17 protein-coding genes are annotated in these 20161 nt (G+C 37.7%); 9 read left to right on the plus strand and 8 right to left on the minus strand.

Annotated features, from left to right (window positions below):
- Window positions 1–16 precede the first annotated feature (16 nt).
- Entirely contained in the window at window positions 17–1357 is a 1341-nt protein-coding gene (locus tag BI291_RS01065) for a dicarboxylate/amino acid:cation symporter (protein ID WP_074495574.1), read from the minus strand.
- A 168-nt stretch (window positions 1358–1525) separates the two neighbouring features.
- Here BI291_RS01065 and BI291_RS01070 point away from each other — a divergent pair, with 168 nt between their 5' ends.
- Complete coding sequence (locus BI291_RS01070; protein WP_074495576.1) at window positions 1526–3877, plus strand: Ig-like domain-containing protein; 2352 nt, start codon at window positions 1526–1528, stop codon at window positions 3875–3877.
- A 78-nt stretch (window positions 3878–3955) separates the two neighbouring features.
- On the opposite strand, the gene BI291_RS01075 is transcribed toward BI291_RS01070, so the two are convergent.
- Window positions 3956–5059 carry an arginase family protein gene (locus BI291_RS01075; protein WP_074495579.1) on the minus strand — a complete coding sequence of 368 codons (1104 nt, stop codon included), beginning with the start codon at window positions 5057–5059 and terminating at the stop codon, window positions 3956–3958.
- Window positions 5060–5442: 383 nt separating this feature from the next.
- Here BI291_RS01075 and topA point away from each other — a divergent pair, with 383 nt between their 5' ends.
- Complete coding sequence (gene topA / locus BI291_RS01080) at window positions 5443–8085, plus strand: type I DNA topoisomerase (protein WP_074495581.1); 2643 nt, start codon at window positions 5443–5445, stop codon at window positions 8083–8085.
- Window positions 8086–8163: 78 nt separating this feature from the next.
- Here the strand turns inward: topA and BI291_RS01085 are convergent, their stop codons facing one another.
- Together BI291_RS01085 and BI291_RS01090 are read right to left on the minus strand one after the other, a co-directional pair.
- Window positions 8164–8535, minus strand: coding sequence for a ribosome recycling factor family protein (locus tag BI291_RS01085; protein ID WP_074495583.1), 372 nt, complete (start codon window positions 8533–8535; stop codon window positions 8164–8166).
- 71 nt (window positions 8536–8606) lie between these two features.
- Window positions 8607–9356, minus strand: a complete 750-nt coding sequence (locus tag BI291_RS01090; protein WP_074495607.1) for an SDR family oxidoreductase — start codon at window positions 9354–9356, stop codon at window positions 8607–8609.
- A gap of 77 nt (window positions 9357–9433) precedes the next feature.
- On the opposite strand from BI291_RS01090, the gene BI291_RS01095 reads away from it, so the two are divergent.
- Both BI291_RS01095 and BI291_RS01100 read left to right on the plus strand, forming a co-directional pair.
- Window positions 9434–10156, plus strand: a complete 723-nt coding sequence (locus BI291_RS01095) for an AzlC family ABC transporter permease (protein WP_074495586.1) — start codon at window positions 9434–9436, stop codon at window positions 10154–10156.
- Window positions 10153–10464: an AzlD domain-containing protein gene (locus BI291_RS01100; protein WP_074495589.1), complete on the plus strand. Its 312-nt coding sequence runs from the start codon at window positions 10153–10155 to the stop codon at window positions 10462–10464. Before BI291_RS01095 ends, BI291_RS01100 begins: the two co-directional genes overlap by 4 nt.
- A 52-nt stretch (window positions 10465–10516) precedes the next feature.
- Here the strand turns inward: BI291_RS01100 and BI291_RS01105 are convergent, their stop codons facing one another.
- A complete protein-coding gene (locus tag BI291_RS01105; protein WP_074495591.1) occupies window positions 10517–11611 on the minus strand; it encodes a 1-acyl-sn-glycerol-3-phosphate acyltransferase in 1095 nt (364 codons plus the stop codon).
- Between the two features lie 126 nt (window positions 11612–11737).
- Entirely contained in the window at window positions 11738–12082 is a 345-nt protein-coding gene (locus BI291_RS01110) for a DUF3718 domain-containing protein (protein ID WP_074495592.1), read from the minus strand.
- Between the two features lie 206 nt (window positions 12083–12288).
- Here BI291_RS01110 and BI291_RS01115 point away from each other — a divergent pair, with 206 nt between their 5' ends.
- Complete coding sequence (locus BI291_RS01115) at window positions 12289–12798, plus strand: GNAT family N-acetyltransferase (protein ID WP_074495593.1); 510 nt, start codon at window positions 12289–12291, stop codon at window positions 12796–12798.
- A 137-nt stretch (window positions 12799–12935) separates the two neighbouring features.
- Window positions 12936–13292, plus strand: coding sequence for a ribosome-associated translation inhibitor RaiA (gene raiA, locus BI291_RS01120; protein ID WP_074495594.1), 357 nt, complete (start codon window positions 12936–12938; stop codon window positions 13290–13292).
- 66 nt (window positions 13293–13358) lie between these two features.
- On the opposite strand, the gene lepB is transcribed toward raiA, so the two are convergent.
- Window positions 13359–14015 carry a signal peptidase I gene (gene lepB / locus BI291_RS01125; protein ID WP_074495595.1) on the minus strand — a complete coding sequence of 219 codons (657 nt, stop codon included), beginning with the start codon at window positions 14013–14015 and terminating at the stop codon, window positions 13359–13361.
- Window positions 14016–14311: 296 nt separating this feature from the next.
- Between lepB and BI291_RS01130 the strand changes: the two genes are divergently transcribed.
- Both BI291_RS01130 and BI291_RS01135 read left to right on the plus strand, forming a co-directional pair.
- Window positions 14312–15106, plus strand: a complete 795-nt coding sequence (locus BI291_RS01130) for a DUF2884 family protein (RefSeq protein WP_074495596.1) — start codon at window positions 14312–14314, stop codon at window positions 15104–15106.
- A 99-nt stretch (window positions 15107–15205) separates the two neighbouring features.
- On the plus strand, window positions 15206–15964 hold the full coding sequence (locus BI291_RS01135) for a tRNA-uridine aminocarboxypropyltransferase (protein WP_074495597.1): 759 nt from the start codon (window positions 15206–15208) through the stop codon (window positions 15962–15964).
- 28 nt (window positions 15965–15992) lie between these two features.
- On the opposite strand, the gene BI291_RS01140 is transcribed toward BI291_RS01135, so the two are convergent.
- Window positions 15993–16760 carry a PEP-CTERM sorting domain-containing protein gene (locus BI291_RS01140; RefSeq protein ID WP_074495598.1) on the minus strand — a complete coding sequence of 256 codons (768 nt, stop codon included), beginning with the start codon at window positions 16758–16760 and terminating at the stop codon, window positions 15993–15995.
- 232 nt (window positions 16761–16992) lie between these two features.
- Between BI291_RS01140 and prsT the strand changes: the two genes are divergently transcribed.
- A complete protein-coding gene (gene prsT, locus BI291_RS01145; protein ID WP_074495599.1) occupies window positions 16993–19788 on the plus strand; it encodes an XrtA/PEP-CTERM system TPR-repeat protein PrsT in 2796 nt (931 codons plus the stop codon).
- Window positions 19789–20161 lie beyond the last annotated feature (373 nt).

The following is a 20161-nucleotide window of genomic DNA, read 5'->3' on the forward strand; positions in this document are numbered from 1 at the left end:
ATTGTTTTTACTTGTCTTATTGTTTTAAGTGGTGGAAGTCGATTTCTTCAATTTTTCGACCTGCATTTTCGTTCTCAAAAACTGATTCATCCAGCTGACCTTCAGATTTCGCAACAACGGTAGTAACCATACAGTCACCAGTAACATTAACTGCTGTACGTGTCATGTCTAAGAGACGATCTACACCAATTATTAATGCGATACCTTCAACCGGTAACCCAACTTGTTCAAGCACCATAGCTAACATGATTAATCCTACACCTGGAACGCCTGCGGTACCAATTGAGGCTAGCGTTGCCGTTAAAATAACCATTAAGAAATCAGTAATGGATAAGTCAACGTTAAACACTTGTGCAATAAATACAGTAGCAACGCCTTGCATAATGGCGGTGCCGTCCATGTTTATCGTGGCTCCTAAGGGAACGGTAAAAGATGAAATAGCGTTATTAGCACCAATTTTTTTTGTCGCTGTTTCCATGGTTACTGGAATAGTGGCATTACTGCTTGAGGTAGAAAAAGCAAAAAGCATTGCATCGCGCATTTTCTTTAAAAACGTTAGCGGATTAAGCCCTGTTAATACTTTTAATAATACGGAATACGTTACTGTGCCGTGTATAATTAACACGACAAAAACAACCATGAAATAGGCGAAAATATTTAAGAAAACACTAAAGTCCATGGTAGCAAAGAGTTTAGCGAGTAAACAAAATACACCATACGGAGCTAAGTTCATTAAAATGGTAACTAAACGCATAATAACAACATTTAAGTCTTCAAACATTTTAGCTACGCGGCTGCCAGCTTCACCTGAAAGTGCAATGGCAATGCCAAAGAGCAAAGCGAAAATGATCACTTGTAACATGTTACCTTGTGCAAATGCCGCAAAGGGATTTGTCGGGAACATTTGAATAAATACTTGCGCTAAACTCGGTGCCTCTTTTGCCTCAAAAGTGGTGCTGGTGGTCATATTTACGCCTTCGCCAGGCGCAAAAATAAAAGCCATGAACATAGCAAAACTGATCGCAATCGCTGTGGTTACCATATATAAGCTAATTGCTTTACCACCAATTCGTCCTAGCTTTGTGGTGTCTTGTAAAGAACAAGTACCGCAAATAAGTGAAACAAAAACGAGTGGTACGACTAACATTTTTAAACTTGCGATGAATATCTGACCGCCAATTTCAAAAATACCATCGACGAAAAAAGCTTTAAATGAAAATTCAAATAAGCCTAAATTTAAAGTGAAGTCGCCAGACTTTCCCATTAGTAATTGAAGAAGAAGGCCTATTGCTATACCTAGCGTCATACCGATGATGATACGCGCTGTTAATCCAAAAGGTTTTTTAGTTGTTGTCATAATTTTATTTTTGGGTAGAGGGATTAAATTTTCCGTAAAGAGTACCAGTTAATCGAGCTTTAAAAAACCTAGTGTTGAGGTTTTTTAAATAAGTTAGTGACCTTTTTCTTTTTTTTCGGTTAGTATTAAACTGTTACCTAATTAACACAACATCAGGGAGATGCTTGTATGGCAGTAATGAGAACCTTCTTTTATATCATTAGTTGCATAGCTTTAATTGGCTGTGGTGGTGGAGATGGAGGACTTAGCCAAGACGGCCCTTCTGATCCAACTACGCCTGAACCAATCACTATTTCACTAAGCTTATCAAGCACAGAAGAGGTCTCAAAAGACTCGCCTGTAGATGTTATTGCAACGGTAAAGCAAGGGAATGCCCCAGTTTCAGGAAAGTCAGTGACTTTTAGTTTAGATCTAACGGATGATGAGATAGCTTATTTTGATGGCAATGGAGTGAGCGCAACTAACAGTGATGGTATTGCCAAAGTAACTTTGTATGCTGGTACAAGTGAAGGTGGCGGCGAAATTTCAGCCTCATTGTCTACTGGTGAAGAGTCAGAGCCAATAGGTTTTAATAGTGCTGGTGATGGTAATGTTGTAACAGGACCACAAGTAAGCGAAATTTTACTTTATGCTAGCAACCAACAGTTGTCATCAAGTGGTGCTCAAGGTGTGTTATTAACTGCAATCGCCAAGAATAGTAATAATGTTTTACTTTCTGGTATCGATATCTCTTTTGTTTCACAACCTTCGGGTTCAATACTTATTCCTAGTTCTGAGGATGGCGTACCAAGTTCAACCACGAACGCTAATGGCCAAGCGACGGCTATATTAACCACAGTAGGTAATCCTGAAAATAGAACAATTGTTGTAACTGCTAGTAATGGCGATATTAGTGATGATGTCAATGTGTATGTTGTTGGTACTGAAGTTCAATTAACCGGTTCCTCTTCTTTAGCATTGGATGATGCTAGTTCGTTTAGTATTAACGTACTTGATTCTGACAGTCGTGGTGTAGCCGATGTTGAAGTTGCCCTAACGTTAGCAAATACACCAACAGGCGGTGTTGCATCATTAGAACTTCCAGCAAGTGTTACTACTGATGCTCAAGGAAAAGCGTTTGTTAATGTAACAGGCCGAACAGGTGGTACTAATGCGATTATTGCAACCGCTTTAGGTGCTACAGCTTCTAAAAATGTTTCTGTGCAGGCCGATTCCTTTACTTTTACTCGCTTTAATAATGGTGATGGGCAAGATGTCGACCCTTCAGCCGGTACCGACACTCCTGACGTTTTATTATCAGATACTGCAACGGTGACACTTGACTGGAAACGTTCTGGTGCCCCTGTGGCAGATGGTACCAAAGTTGAGTTTTCTACAACCCGTGGTAGCTTAGCTTCATCATCAGGTGTTATTGCTAATGGACAAGTTTCTGCTTCGTTAACATCAAGTGATGCAGGCAAGGCAATTGTCACCTTTACTGGAACAGATGATAACGTTGAAATTTCTAATCAACTTGAGTTTGAGTTTATTGCCGAAACCGTTGAACGAATTGTCGCTCAAGCTTCGCCGAATTCTATAGGACCTGATGAACAAACGTCGACTATTTCAGTTGTTGCAAGAGATGCTAATGGCAACTTAGTGAAGAACAAAACCATTGTGTTTAACCTAAGTGATGTAACCGGCGGCAGTATTTTCCCCGCTGAGGCGGTGACTGATAGTAACGGTAGTGCATCAACGGTTTACACTTCAAATACGGTGTCAGCTCAAGATGGTATTGAAATTAGTGCTACGGTAAAAGATCAACCATCGGTGACTGATACAGTAACGATGACCGTTGCAGACAGAGAGCTGTTTATTGCTGTTGGTACGGGCAATGAAATAGAAGATAACGATACAACCTATACCAAACGTTTTGTCGCTTTCGTTACTGATGCTGACTCAAACCCTGTAGTAGGTCAAAAAGTGACAGTATCTTCAGTACCCGATGCTTATTACAAAGGCCGTTGGGTACCATTTTTCGTAGGTGGTGAATTCCAAGTTTGGACAACCGCAGGCGAGTCTGGGGCTGCGCATGCTGCAAGTGCACATGACAGAGATACCGCAACCTACTTACAAGATACACCACCAATACGTTGTAATAATGAAGATATTAATTTAGATGGCATACTGGATCCAGGTGAAGATACCAATAATAGCGGCACATTAACGCCTGGTAATGTAATTTCTTCATTGCTAACTGTAACAGTTGAAGATGATAATACTGTACCTGTTGAAGCGGTAACTGATAGTGAAGGTAAAGTGCTAATTGATTTAGTGTATGCACAAAGTTATGGTAGTTGGGTAGATATTAACTTGATTGTTTCTGCGAAAGTTGCAGGTACTGAAAGTCATGTGATGACAACCTATACCTTGCCTAATTCTGCTGATGATGTGAACGATGAAGATATTTCACCACCTACTGCTAGTATTGGTATGAGCGGTCCCTTTGGTGAACACTTTTCGTGTGACGGTATTCAGTAAATTATGTTAAGTATAAAAAAAGCCGCAATGCGGCTTTTTTTTATGGGAATTGATTTTATTCTCATTAATGTAATGAGCTTATCGCCCCATTGCTTCAATAAGCACGGCAGAGATATCTGCGCCATGTTTTAAGGTTGTTTGCGCACTGGCACTGCCTTGTCCGGTACTGTCGGTAAACGGCGCTATTTCCATCATATCTGCGCCCGTAACCGGAAATTGTTCAGCAAGCGTTGTTAAAATGTTAATGGCTTGTTCCGGTGATAAACCATCAGGTTCAGGTGTACCTGTTGCTGCTGCAAATGATTGATCTAATGCATCAATATCAAAACTTACGTAAAGTTCTTCTATTTTTTCAGCTTTAAGATGAGCAATAATATCAGCTAGTACAGCATCAACACCGCGTTCGATTATTTCATGCGCCCAGTGTTGCTGTACGCCAAAGGTTGATTCCCAATGTGACTTTGGTTTGCCGCTAGAGCGTATGCCTAATTGAATGAGGTGGCTAGGATCGTGTAAGTCTTTCAAGATATGGGTACACCATGAACCAAAACATAAGTCGATACCAAGCCTTTCTACGAGTAAATCGGTATGTGCATCAAAGTGAATAATAGCGGCACGTTTGCCTTGTTTTTTCTTCGCTTGCAAATAAGCTTTGGTTAATGGATAACTGTTTGAATGATCCCCACCGATACCAAAAATACCTTTTTCAGGGTAAATGGCGTAAAAATCATGTAAAACATCTTCGGTAATTGTTAATGGACTTACCGCTAATGGGCTATGTTCGTCATTGTAAAGCGCTTTACGACAATTGGTAATAGTCCCTTCATTTAAATATTTATCGTGCAACAGGTGAGGTATCACGCGCACATCCCCTAAATCAAAACTAACCGACTCAGGGTGATGTTCAAGTAATGCTGAGCGCACAAATAATGGCCCCCAGTTTGCTCCACGTAAAATGCCACCACCGCAATCAGAGGCAATGCCAAGTACAACAGCTTTGCTTGCTGTTGAAAGCTCTTCTAAACTTTCTTGCCATTTTTGATCGATGTTTTCGGTCGTACCAAAGAGTTTTTTGTGGAGCTGTTCTTTGCGCTCTTTTGCAGTATTAACCGTGAAAACTCCATTTCCTGGAGGACATAAACTTTGTTGTATCTTTTGTAAAAATGCGGCATGCGTTGTCATATAAAATCTCTATATTTTGTCGTGATAAAAACCACGAATGAAGGTTACATTGACGATTATTTTATTATTATAGTTATCATTTAATGAAAAATTTAGCGGATTAACGCTTATCATTCGGCGAAAACTCTACTATGATTACGCCAATTTTCTCACGCTAGCATTATAAAGCAATCGTCGAGATAGGTTAATCTAAAAAAATTATTGCTTGTAAGCTTGCTTATTTACAGATATATCTAATAGTAATTTGTAAATTTATAAATATTGTTTTCAAAATTAGCGCTGTAATTGGTTAAAATTCGCTCGCAAACCAATCAGTTAAATACGTCAAGCTAGCGCAACGATATCTGGCGCGTTACGTCAGCACATGTAGGATCAAATAGACTATGTCGAAATCTCTGGTAATTGTCGAATCACCGGCTAAAGCCAAGACAATTAACAAATACCTTGGAAAAAACTTCGTCGTAAAATCTAGCGTCGGTCATATTCGTGACCTTCCAACAGGTAGTACTGGGAAGAAAGCAGCCACTAAATCTCCGGCTGAAGTAAGAAAAATGTCTCCTGAACAAAAGGCCAAATATAAGGCGAAACGAGACCGTCAAGCATTAGTTAATCGCATGGGTATTGACCCAGATAAAGACTGGAAGGCTGATTATCAAATTCTTCCAGGTAAAGAAAAAGTAGTAAGTGAGTTACAGAAACTTGCTGCCAATGCCGATACTATCTATCTCGCAACCGATTTGGATCGCGAGGGAGAAGCGATTGCATGGCATTTAAAAGAGATTATTGGTGGTGAAGACAGTAAATTTAAACGTGTAGTGTTTAATGAAATCACTGAAAATGCTATCCAACAGGCTTTCTCTGCCCCCAGTATTTTAAGTATGCCAGGGGTTAACGCTCAACAAGCACGCCGCTTTTTAGATCGTGTTGTTGGCTTTATGGTTAGTCCACTACTTTGGAAGAAAGTCGCCCGTGGTTTATCTGCTGGTCGCGTACAATCTGTTGCTGTTAAACTTGTAGTGGAAAAAGAACGCGAGATAAAAGCTTTTAATCCTAAAGAATATTGGGAGATAAATGCCCACACTAAAACACAGCAAAAAGAAGCGCTGGTATTAGGCGTAACGCATCACTTAGGCAAAACGTTTAGTGCGACTAATGAACAACAGGCGATGCAAGCTGTTTCTGTACTTGAAAATGCTCCATATCAAGTGGCTAAACGTGAAGATAAACCATCGAAAAGTTCGCCTTCTGCACCTTTTATAACATCAACACTACAGCAAGCGGCAAGTACCCGTCTTGGTTTCGGTGTAAAACGCACTATGAGCCTAGCTCAACGGTTATATGAAGCAGGTCATATTACCTATATGCGTACAGATTCAACGAATTTGAGTAAAGATGCTGTTGATATGTGTCGTGATTACGTACGTAAATCATTTGGTGATAGCTATTTACCAGAAAGTCCTCGTACATATGGCAGTAAAGCGAATTCTCAAGAGGCTCATGAAGCGATACGCCCATCAAATGTGAAGTTAGAAGCTGCATTATTAGAAGGTGTAGATGCTGATTGTAAAAAGCTATATGAATTAATTTGGCGTCAATTTGTCGCATGTCAAATGACCGCTGCACGTTATACCGTAAGTACGTTAACGATTTCAGCCGCAGATTATGACTTAAAAGCAAAAGGTCGCGTAATGCAGTTTGATGGTTGGACGAAAGTACACCCACAATTATCAAAAGGTGATAAAGACACACATTTACCTGATTTAGCTGTCGGTGATAACTTAACATTAGAAAAGTTAGACCCCAGTCAACATTTTACTAAGCCACCAGCTAGGTTTGGTGAAGCGTCGTTAGTTAAAGAGTTAGAGAAACGTTCTATTGGTCGTCCATCAACTTATGCCTCTATCATTTCTACTATACAAGATCGCGGCTATGTACGTTTAGAGAAGAAGCGTTTTTATGCCGAAAAAATGGGTGAAATTGTCACTGACAGCCTTTCAGCAAGTTTTAATAATTTAATGAGTTATAACTTTACGGCTGAAATGGAAAAAGAGCTTGATGAAATTGCCGAAGGTAAATTGCCCTGGAAAGATGTATTGGATGAGTTTTATAAAAACTTTACCCAACAGTTACAGTTAGCTGATAAACCTACAGATGAAGGTGGTATGCGTGCTAATGAACCTATTTTAACGGATATTGACTGCCCAACCTGTGGTAGGAAAATGGGTATTAGAACGGCATCAACAGGGGTGTTTCTTGGATGTTCTGGCTATGCATTGCCGCCAAAAGAGCGTTGCACAACAACCATGAATTTAACGCCAGGTGAAGAAGCAGTTAGCGTGTTATCTGAAGATCAAGAAACAGATGCATTACGTGCGATGCATCGCTGTCCTAAGTGCGATACTGCAATGGATAGTTATTTGATTGATGAAAAACGTAAATTACACGTTTGTGGTAATAACCCGGTTTGTGATGGTGTGGAACTTGAGCAAGGTACGTTTAAAATTAAGGGATATGATGGTCCTGTTTTAGAATGTGACCGATGCCAAAGCGATATGGAATTAAAAAATGGTCGATTTGGCAAATATTTCGACTGTACCAATAGTGAATGTAAAAATACACGTAAATTATTAGCTAATGGTGAAGCTGCGCCACCTAAAGAAGATCCAGTGCAATTACCTGAGTTACCTTGTGAAAAGTCAGATGCCCATTTTGTATTACGCGATGGCGCAGCGGGTATCTTTTTAGCTGCGAGTACGTTCCCTAAATCAAGGGAAACTCGTGCGCCAAAAGTTGCAGAGCTAAAACGTTTTCGTGATCGTATTTCACCGAAGTTTTACTATTTAGCGGACGCACCTGAAAAAGATGCTGATGGTAACTTAGCCGTTGTGCGCTATAGTCGAAAAAATAAGTCGCAATATGTAATGACTGAAATCGACGGAAAAGCAACAGGGTGGACAGCGACATACCAAGACGGTAAATGGCAAGAAACTCAAGCGAAGAAAAAAGCGACGCGTAAGAAAAAATAAGCACTTTAATTTGTCAGTTTATTGATAAAAAGCACTCAATGAGTGCTTTTTTTACGCTGGCAATATGTTTTAATGCCGTTAGTCATCTAACCATTCAAGTTCATCGATGACTTTTCTTGCTTCTAAAACGGTACAGTCTGTTTTAGCCATTAATTCATTGACGGTGATGCCATCATTTTTTTTGGCAATTGCTAATAATATTTCATGGCTGAGTTTATCGGTTTCTAGTCTTAACTTTTTTGCTAGCCAAAGCCACGAATTTTCTCCTGAATTTTCGATGAACAATACCACGTCATTCAGTTGCTCAGCGGTGCCTGTTAACTGCCAATTTCGAGAGCGACCCACTCTGTTTAGTTGACATCCTATTGCTCTTATTTCAGCTTTTAAGGCAAACGCGCGCATTGTGCGTCGTAAAAAGGAAGGAAGCGTTATGGTGGTGGTGCGGATCATAAAGTGATAATTAACATCAAGTTTAATGGATTTATTCTAATAACTTATCGAGGCGATGACAAATATTTACATTATCTACCCCCTGCAAGATCCAAGTGGCTACCCGTACAATAGGATGCTTTTTCGGAGAGTAACCAACAAATAGCATGGGCAATCTCATCAACTTGCCCACCACGTTTCATAGGCAAGTTAGGTGATAACCTATCCACTCTATTAGGTTCTCCGCCTTGGGCATGAATATCAGTATAAATCAATCCAGGTCTAACACTATTAACACGTATGCCTGCATCAGCCACTTCTAATGAAAGACCTGTTGTTAATGTGTCGATGGCTCCTTTACTTGCTGCATAATCAATATACTCATGAGGAGCGCCTAAACGAGCAGCAGCCGAAGATACATTGACAATCGCGCCACCATTACCACCATGCTTAGTTGACATACGCTTAACCGCCTCGCGGCAACATAAAAAATAACCGGTCACATTGGTAGTAAGCACCTTGTTGATGCGCTCTGCTGTCATATTTTCTATAGAGGACTGTGTGAAAAGTGTGCCTGCATTGTTAACGAGTTGCGTGAATGTGCCGTCAAGCTGGTCGATGTAGTCAAAAAGTACTTTGATGCCGTGTTCATTTGACACATCGGCTTGTAAGGCGCTAGCTCTACCACCACGGGCTACAATTTCATCAACAACGTTATTTGCTGCTTGTTGATTGGTTAAATAGTTAACGATAATCAAAACATTCGGCGAAGCTAGCATTTTTGCTGTTGCTGCACCAATACCTCTGCTGGCGCCGGTAATCAAAGCGATAGTATTGTTCATCAATTTTTGACTTAATTTATGAAAAGATGCTGTATCATAACAATAATCAGAAATACTAAACATCTCATTGTAAACTAATGCAAAACATCAAAAAGAAATACCTTCTAAAAGGTTTGCTAGATATGATGCCGTTGAATTTAGCGGTATTACCCTGGGGGATCTTGTGCGGTTCGTTAGCGATACAACGTGATTTTACCGTTCTTGAAGCGTTGCTAATGCCTTTAATTGTTTTTGCTGGTGCTGCGCAATTAGTCTCTATCGAGTTAATCGCTGGAAATGCGTCTTTGGCAACCATATTATTAACAACGTTTATTATTAGCTCACGGCATTTTCTTTACGGGCTTGCCTTACGGAATAAACTAAAGCATTTACCTAAACGTTGGCGTTTACCCTTAGGTTTTTTACTCACTGATGAGTTATTTGCTTTCTCTGGGCGAAAGCAGGCTTATAGGAATAATAATCGCCTATATTATGCTTTATCTGCTGGAGGAAGCTTTTATATTACTTGGTTTATTTGGAACCTTATTGGTGTAATGGCGGGAAGCTTTTTACCCGATTTAACCGAATTAGGGTTAGATTTTGCGATAGCAGTTACCTTTATTGCGTTGGTTGTTCCAGGCATTAAAAACTTTTCAATATTAATTACGGTAGTTGTATCTGGCGTACTCGCTATTATTTTTCAGTTATGGCATTGGCAGGTGGGGCTTGTTTTATCTGCGCTAGGTGGGATGTTTGCTGGTTATACTGTCTCTCAATATCAAACTAGGTTACGTAAAGTTTATCAAGGAGTAGAGAAATGACGTTACTTATTATTGTATTGATGGCAATGATTACGTTTTTATCAAGATATCTTTTTTTGCATCCTAGTCTACCGTTAAAGTTAAGTCCGAGAGTAGGACATTTCCTAAGTTTTAGTGCACCAGCGGTGCTAACAGCTATATGGGTACCGATTATTTTTATTAGGGATGAGCAGTTAGCACTATCTGTCAATAATCCGTATCTAATTGCGGGAATTACTTCCATTCTTTGCGCCTACCGTTTTAAAAGTATCTACCTAACTCTTGGGATTAGTTGTTGTATGTTTATGCTGATAAAGTTCTATTTCTAGTCAACACTATCGCCTAGGTTTTCCCTTAAAAAGCTGTTTACTGTGATGGTTCTTAGATCATTTGATGTTTCGCAATAACCGGATTCGCATACATTTGAATCAGTAACGATTTTTCTTGAGAACTAAGGTTTTCAAAGCGAGCTGTTAAATTCTCTAGTGCGCACAGGTCACCTGATTGGAGGTACTCGTATGCATTTTTATTACTGGAAAACACATGATAATTACCGATGATCTGTTGATCAATCGCTGCTGCGATAGCTTTACTGTCAATGTAATCACCTTGAATTGCTTCACCAAACGCTAAATGAACATGACCTTTATGACCAACAATACCTTGCGTAATGCTGTGTAAGTCTTCGTGCTCTTGCTTCTCATAGCTGCCTTCTGTTTGCATCTTTGCTAACTCTTTCGCTTTATGTTGATCACAGGGATCAAATTCGTAAGAAATTGATACGGGAATAATATTTAATTGTTCAAGGTAGTCAGCAATGCTTTGATCTTTGGACTTATTGAGTAATAACATCGAAATTAATGCTGCATTTGTTTTATCAATACCATCCTTAGCACGACCTTCTTTTTGTGCAATCCAAATATTTTGTTTTTTATCAGTAAGACTATGCAGTATATAAGCAGATAATTGCTTGGAAGCGGTTAACATAGCACGTTTGGTTTTTTCATTACGTTTAACAATAAAACTTTTATTGATCCGCATTAAGTCTGCAACCCATTGTTTACTTAATAAGTTATCGCCTACAGCAGCTTCAACGGTTGAACAATTATTATCATGTAATACATAATTAATTAAAGCGACATCTAACACGATGTCTCGGTGATTACTAATAAATAAGCATGGCTTGTTTGTAGGAATGTTCGCTAAACCACTATGCGTTAAAGAGGTGATAGTGCTTTTTACCAACGCGTTTAAAAATCGCGAAACATAACGTTGAATGTCATCCACGCAATTAAATTTACGAGCCTTCTGTTTTATTTTAAACTTCACAATCAGTCGAGCAAATGCCGGAAAGGTAGAAAATGTTTTAGGTAATGAAAACACAGCTATGGCATCGATAAACTCTTGTTCTGCAATTAAAGAATGTACTACGCTTTTAACTTCACTATCGTTGTAGGGGCGAATATCGTCAAACATGAAAACTCAAAAAAAATAAACGTTTAGGCTGCAGAATTATAACTAAAAATCTATGTCTAAAAAATAAAATTACAAAAAAAAGCACCAATAAATGGTGCTAAGGGAATATACAAATAGGTTAGATGACTAAGGAGCGGTTACATCCTTAATTGTCACTTGCCCTTGACGGTACTTAGGGTCTAACATTCGTTGAATTTTTTCAGGTGATTTTCCATACTTTGCAACAAAGTCACTAACGGGTAAATCGTTACAGTGTAAATTATTGTTAATATATTGACGTGAATAGCCTGACTGTTTTATCGATGTTAATAAAGCTACTCGACTGCCTTTTGCTGCAGACATACATAACGTAGTTGTAACGCTATCGTTTGCTGATACTAATGTTGCAGAGGTTAATGCTGTACTATTTGCGCTACTGTTAAATGCGATTGCAAGTGCTGCTACGGTGATTGCTGTTGTGATTAATTTCATTCTAACTCTCCTGTTTCATGATTCAGTAAACCTATTGCAGTGAAAGTGCCAATGTTTAAAAGTGATTTAAAAACAGATGCTTATAAGTTTTTCTTGTGTTTTCTCGTTATTTAAAAACGACATTAATTTTTAATTGTTGGTGAAATAAACTAAAAAGTAGTTAAATTTTCATAAGTATAAAGTCATCGAATGAATGAGGGGATATTTTGATAACCATCGAAACAAAACGGTTAACCTTGCGTTTATTAACGCATCAAGATGCCAATATGATCTTGGCATTACTTAATGAGCCAGCATTTTTAAAAAATATTGGCGATAAAGCGGTTCGTGATTTACAAAGTGCGAAACACTACATTGATACAGGGCCACTAACACAGCTATCACAATATGGCTTTTGTTTACTTTGTGTGGTGCAAAAAAGTTCAAATAGGGCAATAGGGCTATGCGGTTTGATAAAGCGTGATGGTATAAAGCACCCAGAGATAGGGTACGCATTGTTAGAGGAGTTTCATGGGAAGGGGTTGGCTTATGAAGCGGCTGAAAGTGTAATTTCTTCTATTGAAAAAAGCGCTAAACTTAGTACTATTCAAGCAATATGTCATCCAAAGAATAGTCGCTCAATTGCTTTATTAGCGAAGCTAAAGTTTATGCAAATAAAATTGATTGCGTTACCAGAACAAGATGAAAAGGTATTATTATTTGAGCGTAAAATTTAAGGTGAGAATAATTATCATACTAAATATGTATCAATAATATGCACTTGGGTTTTTTACATGATTTATTCGCGATTATTACTTGCGTTTTAGCTTTTTTACCCCAGTCTTATAATAGGTAATTAAAAAAAGGAAAAGCTATGAAAATAAACGTTTCTGGTCATCACGTTGACGTTACTGATTCTGTAAAATCACATATCGAAGAAAAACTTGAAAAGATTGCTAACCATTTTCCTACATTAATATCGCTAGAGGTTATTATTACAAAAGCGCATGGTAAACACCATGTAGAATTGACCACCAATTATGAAGGGGCACCAGTTGTTGCTTCCGCTAAAGAAGAGGTGATGTATCCTGCAATAGCAAATTCTGTGAAGAAGCTTGATGCTGCACTAAAACACAGAAAGGGTTTGTTGAAATCGAAGCTTCATCAAAAACCGATTGTTACTTCACCTGATGTTGCTCATGAAAAAGTTCAGGAATTAAATTTAACCTAACCTACTTAATCGAATAAACGCGATCTAATGTCAATGGCATAAAAGCCTTTTTAGATCGCACCCATGTTAAATTTCTTTCAAAAATCGCTCTAAACGGGGTAAGTAGTAATTATCATAATCTAGAGAAAATGCGACTCGTTTTGTGCGACCAATAATTTCACTTCTCGGTACAAACCCTATTACTCTTGAGTCGGCACTATTGTTCCTATTATCACCAAGTACTAAGTAATGATCGTTTGGCACAACAACAGCTGGAAAGTTTCCGTAATTATTATTTTGTTCAGTCACTTTAATTTTATGAGAATTATTCGCTAACTTTTCATTAAATACATAAAAACCAGTATTTTCCGTCTGACCGTGTTGCTGGTATTTTATGGCCTTATTGTTAATGAATAAGCGATTATTAATTAATTCAACGGTATCACCTGGAGCGCCTATCACGCGTTTTACTAGACGTTTCTGAGCGGCTTTTGATTCAAAAATAATGATGTCATTTACTTGAGGATCACTTAGCTTAAAAAGTGAGTATTGAACAAAAGGTAGCTGAATATCATAAGCAAGCTTATTAATAAAAATGCGATCCCCCTCAACGATTGTTGGTTTCATTGAACCTGTTGGCACATCATTCCAGTCAGCAACCGCACTTCGAAACACTAGCATCAAAAAAATAAATAGTACGAATAGTTTATTGCTGTTCCAAAAGTTATTAATGTGTTTTTTCATTGCATGCAACCTTAAAGTGTATTTGTGGCATTATTTATAGTCGGCAAATGAACACTTTTATTACCCTTATGAACTTAAATTTTTGGATTAATTGACTAACGTGAAGATAATTAGAGTATTTTTAGCTTTAATTGGTTAAATAAACTAAAAAATAGCTATTTGACCTAAGTATGCTGCTTCTAAATATGTATCATTAAAAGAAATAATAATAAACCCTTGTATTTCAAGCAGATAAAAGTTGGCACTTCATTTGTATTGTTTAAGGAGTAATAACGTGAATGATAAAGGATAACAAGATGAAAACATTGATTGCAGGTGCAGTATTATTATCGACCAGTGCAATGGCACATGACACACATTTCTCAACAGATACATGTGACATTGATTTAAATTCAGGGTTAAGTATTCAAAATGACGTGATCAGTTTTAGTAAGAAGGGTAATACGCTTTACCAGCTTATCAATGACCAACAGTTAGTCATTAACGATAAAACAATTGACTTAACTGCAAAACAACAAGCAGTTGTTACACAATATTCTCGTGAAATTAGGGGGTTAGTACCAGAGGTTAAAAGTATTGCTATTGATGCAATAGAGTTAGCATCTGAGGGGGTAAACTTAGCGTTTGATGAACTGCTAGGAGCAGGTAACAAAATAGGCGCTGATTTATCTCAGCAGTTAAACACACTAAAAGGTGATGTAGAAAACAATTTTGATGTTAACCAGTTTGCCATTGATGAGCATGGTAGTTTAGACGCTGACTTTTTAGGGGAAGACTTCGAGCAAAAAATTGAAAATATTGTTGAAGAGACAGTACAAAACTCAATGGGAACCTTGCTCATAGCCGTTGGTCAAGAGCTATTGCTTGCTGGTGGTAATATGGATGCCTTTGAAGAAAAAATGGAGAAATTTGGTGAGCAGGTAGAGTATGAAATGGAATCTAGAGCTGAGGTAATAGAGCAAAAAGCTGAAGGATTGTGCAAATCTGTGGAAAGCATTGATCGCTTGGAAGAGCAATTAAAAAGTCTAGTTGATGAAATGCCTCAATTAGATGTTATTACAGTACAAAGTAGCGATCGTAAAAAAGCATAGCTACTTCAAAACCAATAATAGTAAGGCATGTTTACATGCCTTTTTCTTTTCCGAATAAAACCCGTAAAATAAGCGTCTCTTTGTTCTTAAGACAATATCATGCACGCAATACAACAGTTATATTTTCAACGAAAATCGCAATCTACTAAGCCTTTTAATGCGAGAGGTAAAGGTGTTACGCGTTGTGAGTTATGTCAACTAGCCCAAAAGCATTGTATTTGTCTGCTTCGGCAAAAAAAACAAACTCATTGTGGCTTTTTACTTTTGATGCATGATTGTGAAGTATTAAAGCCAAGTAATACTGGTCGCTTAATAGCAGATGTCATTACTGACACCTATGCTTTTCAATGGCGTAGAACCGAAGTAAGTGAAGAGCTAATCAATCTTATTAATCATTCTGATTACCAGCCTTTTGTCATTTTCCCACATCAATATGCAACCGATGATAGGAAAGTGTATCACCACTTACCTGAAAAGAAACCTAACAAGAAACCGTTATTTATTTTACTTGATGGCAGCTGGCGAGAAGCTAAAAAAATGTTTAGAAAAAGTCCTTATCTTTCAACATTACCCGTGTTGTCATTATCATTAGATGTGTTAAGTGCTAGTGGCTATGTATCCACATATAGCCTTCGTAAAGCAGAGCAGGGGTTTCAATTATCAACGGCAGAGGTTGCCAGTTTATTATTATCTGAAGCAGGGGAGTATAAAGCGGCGGAACATTTGTCGCTTTGGCAGCAACTTTTTGAATATCGCTATCGAAAAAGTGTGTGTCAGCCAAATCATTTAGATCCTGCGATTGAAAGTGTTTATCTAGACTTTGTGAATACTACAGATAAAAATAAAGCGCCGAAATAGGCGCTTTATCGAAGGATATTATTTATTGCTAAACAGCACGCTTTCTTAATGCAAGCCCTGCAAAGCCCAGTAACAACAACATTAATGTTTGTGGCTCTGGTATTTCAACTGACTGATCATCGGCGATAGAGACTAAACCTTCAATGATATCGTTTGCACAGGTCATCGACCAGCGAAACGCGATTTGAGTGGCGGTTTCTAATGCGGTACCAGCTACATCAAACGAAAAGGTAATTTTGTTGTTATTCGCGTGCCAGTTATCATCACCATAATTCGTATGAACATTGTTATATCCACCTAATGATACTGCTTGATTTTGGCGATGCGAACTAGAATTTGATGTTCTAACATCAGTATTATCAAAGCCTGACACTAAACGACCTCTACCTTGAGTGCTATTGTCACGATCATGTTCATATAGCTCGTATGCATAATTCCAGTTTGTGGTGGTGTTGTTATTGTATTTTGAATAACGATCAGTTTTACTATCTTGCCACGTTTTCCAACCACCCATGTTTACAGGTAAATCGGTAGACATAAATAAATCACCAAATTCAATCCCGTTATAACCGTTTTTTCCAGCAAAGTTAGTAAAAACATCTACTGTTAGTGTTGAACCAGACCGTTGCACGACCATCTTTTGAATATCATAGACGCTGTTTCTTCCATTTACATCGCCATTATATCCTGCACCAACATAGTTGTCGTTAATTTCAGTAGCAGGAATATCTTCTGCTTGAACCATTACTGAGCTCGCTGAAAACAGTACTGCTCCAATCCATTTTAAAGCTTTCATTTTAATCACCATTAAATATTTTTAATTAGATTACTTCATCTAATATATAGCTTAGCATTTATTGTGCCATTAATTTAACTTGTTGTTTTTTAATGTTTATTTTTTATTTTGAATGTAAAGAACAAATAAACTGTAAAGTTACCTGACACTGATTAATTAACAAGCTGCTATTGCTGTTTATCTATCTGCTAGCTTATCATACGACATAAAAGGAATAATGAGAACTTGATTAATGAATCAATTTACACAATGTACGTTTTGTATTTTATTAGCCATAACAAGTCAAAGCATTGATGCGGCAGAAAGCACGAGTCAACCGTACGAAAGTGCATTAAAAAGCTTTTACGTGGATGACTTAAATGAAGCCGTTATTCATTTAAAAAATGCATTAAAAAACAACCCAGACCACCTGCCATCAAGAATATTAATGGCGGAAATCTTAATTGCACAAGGCAATGGAGCGGCAGCAGAAATTGAGTTGAACAATGCAAAGCAACAAAATGCTGATGAAAAAAAACTAACGCCATTATTCTTAGAAGCTTACTTATTACAAAATCAATATGAAAAAGTAATCAACAACGCCACGTTGACGATTGGTGACAATAAACTTAATAGTCAAATATTAGTATTAAAAGGACGAGCATTGTTCAAAAAGAATAGTGCCAGTTTAGCCGCGATTGAATACAAAAAAGCATTATCACTCAACGAGAATAATGGCGATGCATTAATGGGGTTGGCTCAAGTTGCGCATAAAAAGAAACAATTTAATGAAGTATTATCATTAACTGAGCAAGCATTAAATGTGTCACCATTAGATATCAATGCCTTACGTATGCAAGCCGAAGTTTATCAGCTTCAAGGTAAGCTTAATCTTGCTGAGCAAGCGATTTCAAATGCAATTTCATTAAATGACCAGCATATTCCTGCTTTACTCACTCGCGCTAGTATTTTAATTGAACAGCGACAATATCAGATCGCTTTAGAAGATGTTAATACCATTTTAAAAGAGATCCCTAATGAACCTAGAGCAAACTTTTTAAAAGCGGTCATTACTTATACTTTAGGCATGGATGAAGCGTTTAAAGAAACTACCTCTCATTTAGAAGTTGTGTTATCAGGCTTACCTAAAGATGTGATGGATGAAAATCCGATTTATCATTATTTGGCTGGTGTCGTGAGTTTTAATCAGCAACAAATGTTAAAAGCAGACGAAAGTTTACGTAAATATTTAGCGATTATGTCTGATGATGTAAGAGCATTAAAGCTGCAAGCTAAAGTATCCATTGCATTGAATGAGTATTTTGGTGCTAAAAATAATTTAGTGAAAGCGCGTTTAATTACACCGAATGATCAAGAAATTTGGTCATTGCTTGGTCAAACTTATTTGGCAACAGGTGAAGTCGAAAAGGCAGCTCGATATTTTCAAGATGTTATTGCTGCAAATCCTGATTCAATCGCTGCTAATTTAGATTATGCAAAGCTATTAATTGTAAAAGGTGACTATAGCAATGCGATTGACAGACTTAAGGCAACAGAGAAGCAAGATGAAAATAACCCACAAATATTGCAAGCTTTAGTCAATGCCTACCAATCAAATCGAGACTTCCTCAATGCTGAGAAAGTGCTTTTGCGTTTAGTCGAAAAACAACCTGAAAACGATTACTTGTATCAACAGTTAGGTGTTGTAAAAGGGCTGTTAGGCGATCATCAACAGGCTAAAACGTACTTTACTAAAGCAGCAGAACTCGCGCCGAATAATGTTAAAACAACCATTCATCTTGCCCGAATCGCATTAATGTCAGGTAACATTAAGGGTGCGAGAAAGATTATTGAACAAAAGCTTGATGTAAATAACGAACAAATCGAATTGCTTTTAGAGCTGGGCGATACATACGTTAGTGAAAATAACCTTGATGTTGCAAATCAATATTATGAAAAAGCGTATAGTATTAAAAGGGACAGCTCGCTTGCTGTTAGCAAGGTTGTAGATATTCATGTGCTAAAAAATGAATTTAATAAAGCCATTGAAGTATTGAATAGTTTTGTCAATCGTACAAAAGCAAATTCATCGCTAAGTCATCGCTTAGCACGTTTAAATATGCAAGTGAAAGATTATGAAGAAGCGGTAAGACATTTTCAAATTGCAGTAAAAGATACAGAAAATAAATCACCTGTGTTATTGAGCTTTGCTAAAGCACAGCTAGCCATGCAAAATCAGCAGGGGGCGGTTTCAAGCTTACAGAAAGCTATTGCGTGGAATGAAAACTATTTTCCGCCTTATAGTCAGTTAATCACGTTATTTGGGCAGCGAGGCGAACAAGAAAAAGCATTTGATTTGATTGATGCTCTCATCGAAAAAGTTTCGGTACCAGGGCTTGAAGACACCCTAAAAGGTGAAGTGTTGGCTCAAGTTGGTAATGCCCAGCAAGCAATTAAACGATTTAAACAATCATTAAAACAAGATAACTCCCAGCGTGCTACTTTGGGGTTATCAAATGTGTATATTAGTATCTATGAGTATAAACAAGCCATTCAATTGCTATCAGATTGGCTTGATAACAACAAGCAAGACTTAGTGATAGGTGTTGCCCTTGCCAGTATTTATAAGCAGCAAGAAAGCTATGATGCTGCCCAAGACTTGTATGAAAAATTACTGGATATGCATGGCGAAAAACCTAGTTTATTAAACAATTATGCGGGTGTATTAATCGCTCAACAACAATACCAAGAAGCGGTAACTGCCGCGGAGAAAGCTTATCAGTTAGCCTCAAATAGTATCGCTATTGCCGATACATTGGCGTGGGCCTATACACAGAATAATCAAGCTGACAAAGCATTGCCTATTTTTAGAAATGCATTAGCAAGAGAATCAGATAATCCTGAAATTAAGTATCATTTAGCTGTTAACTTAATAGCCTTAGAGCGTAATGCAGAAGCAAAGATGTATTTACAAGAGGCAGTTGACTCTACTATAGATTTTACGGGGAAAAATGAAGCTAAAGCGTTGTTATCATCATTGGTATTGTAATGATAATTAGAGCGTGTTGATCTTTGCTGTTTAAGTTTAGTTGAACCCTTTGGACTGTATCTGTTTGGCATTTCTACTGTGTTAACGCTTGACTGGAGTAGAATAACTACACAGCGCAAGTGTTGCCTTGTATAAATACAAAACAAATTGAGGCAAAAGTAAACATGAAAGATCAACACGCTCTAAATTAACAGGCGTTACTAAGCGTTAAAAGTAAAGTTGAGGTATACGCATGCGTATACCTCATTTGTATTATACCAACTCAATTAAGTATTTAGTCACTTAGCGAGAAATAAAAGGGTTAGAGGCAAGGCATTGATTGCAAAGAATGGTTATTCCATTGTTAAAATCAATAACACAGTCTATAACCCTT

This window comes from Thalassotalea sp. PP2-459, from assembly GCF_001913705.1.
Classification (GTDB): domain Bacteria; phylum Pseudomonadota; class Gammaproteobacteria; order Enterobacterales; family Alteromonadaceae; genus Thalassotalea_C; species Thalassotalea_C hakodatensis.

Coding starts and splice junctions, on each gene's coding strand:
- BI291_RS01130 (WP_074495596.1), top strand. CDS start 14,312: ATGAAAACATTGATTGCAGGTGCAGTATTATTATCGACCAGTGCAATG.
- BI291_RS01110 (WP_074495592.1), bottom strand. CDS start 12,082: ATGAAATTAATCACAACAGCAATCACCGTAGCAGCACTTGCAATCGCA.
- lepB (WP_074495595.1), bottom strand. CDS start 14,015: ATGAAAAAACACATTAATAACTTTTGGAACAGCAATAAACTATTCGTA.
- prsT (WP_074495599.1), top strand. CDS start 16,993: ATGAATCAATTTACACAATGTACGTTTTGTATTTTATTAGCCATAACA.
- BI291_RS01100 (WP_074495589.1), top strand. CDS start 10,153: ATGACGTTACTTATTATTGTATTGATGGCAATGATTACGTTTTTATCA.
- topA (WP_074495581.1), top strand. CDS start 5,443: ATGTCGAAATCTCTGGTAATTGTCGAATCACCGGCTAAAGCCAAGACA.
- BI291_RS01075 (WP_074495579.1), bottom strand. CDS start 5,059: ATGACAACGCATGCCGCATTTTTACAAAAGATACAACAAAGTTTATGT.
- BI291_RS01085 (WP_074495583.1), bottom strand. CDS start 8,535: ATGATCCGCACCACCACCATAACGCTTCCTTCCTTTTTACGACGCACA.
- raiA (WP_074495594.1), top strand. CDS start 12,936: ATGAAAATAAACGTTTCTGGTCATCACGTTGACGTTACTGATTCTGTA.
- BI291_RS01095 (WP_074495586.1), top strand. CDS start 9,434: ATGCAAAACATCAAAAAGAAATACCTTCTAAAAGGTTTGCTAGATATG.
- BI291_RS01090 (WP_074495607.1), bottom strand. CDS start 9,356: ATGAACAATACTATCGCTTTGATTACCGGCGCCAGCAGAGGTATTGGT.
- BI291_RS01140 (WP_074495598.1), bottom strand. CDS start 16,760: ATGAAAGCTTTAAAATGGATTGGAGCAGTACTGTTTTCAGCGAGCTCA.
- BI291_RS01065 (WP_074495574.1), bottom strand. CDS start 1,357: ATGACAACAACTAAAAAACCTTTTGGATTAACAGCGCGTATCATCATC.
- BI291_RS01135 (WP_074495597.1), top strand. CDS start 15,206: ATGCACGCAATACAACAGTTATATTTTCAACGAAAATCGCAATCTACT.
- BI291_RS01070 (WP_074495576.1), top strand. CDS start 1,526: ATGGCAGTAATGAGAACCTTCTTTTATATCATTAGTTGCATAGCTTTA.
- BI291_RS01105 (WP_074495591.1), bottom strand. CDS start 11,611: ATGTTTGACGATATTCGCCCCTACAACGATAGTGAAGTTAAAAGCGTA.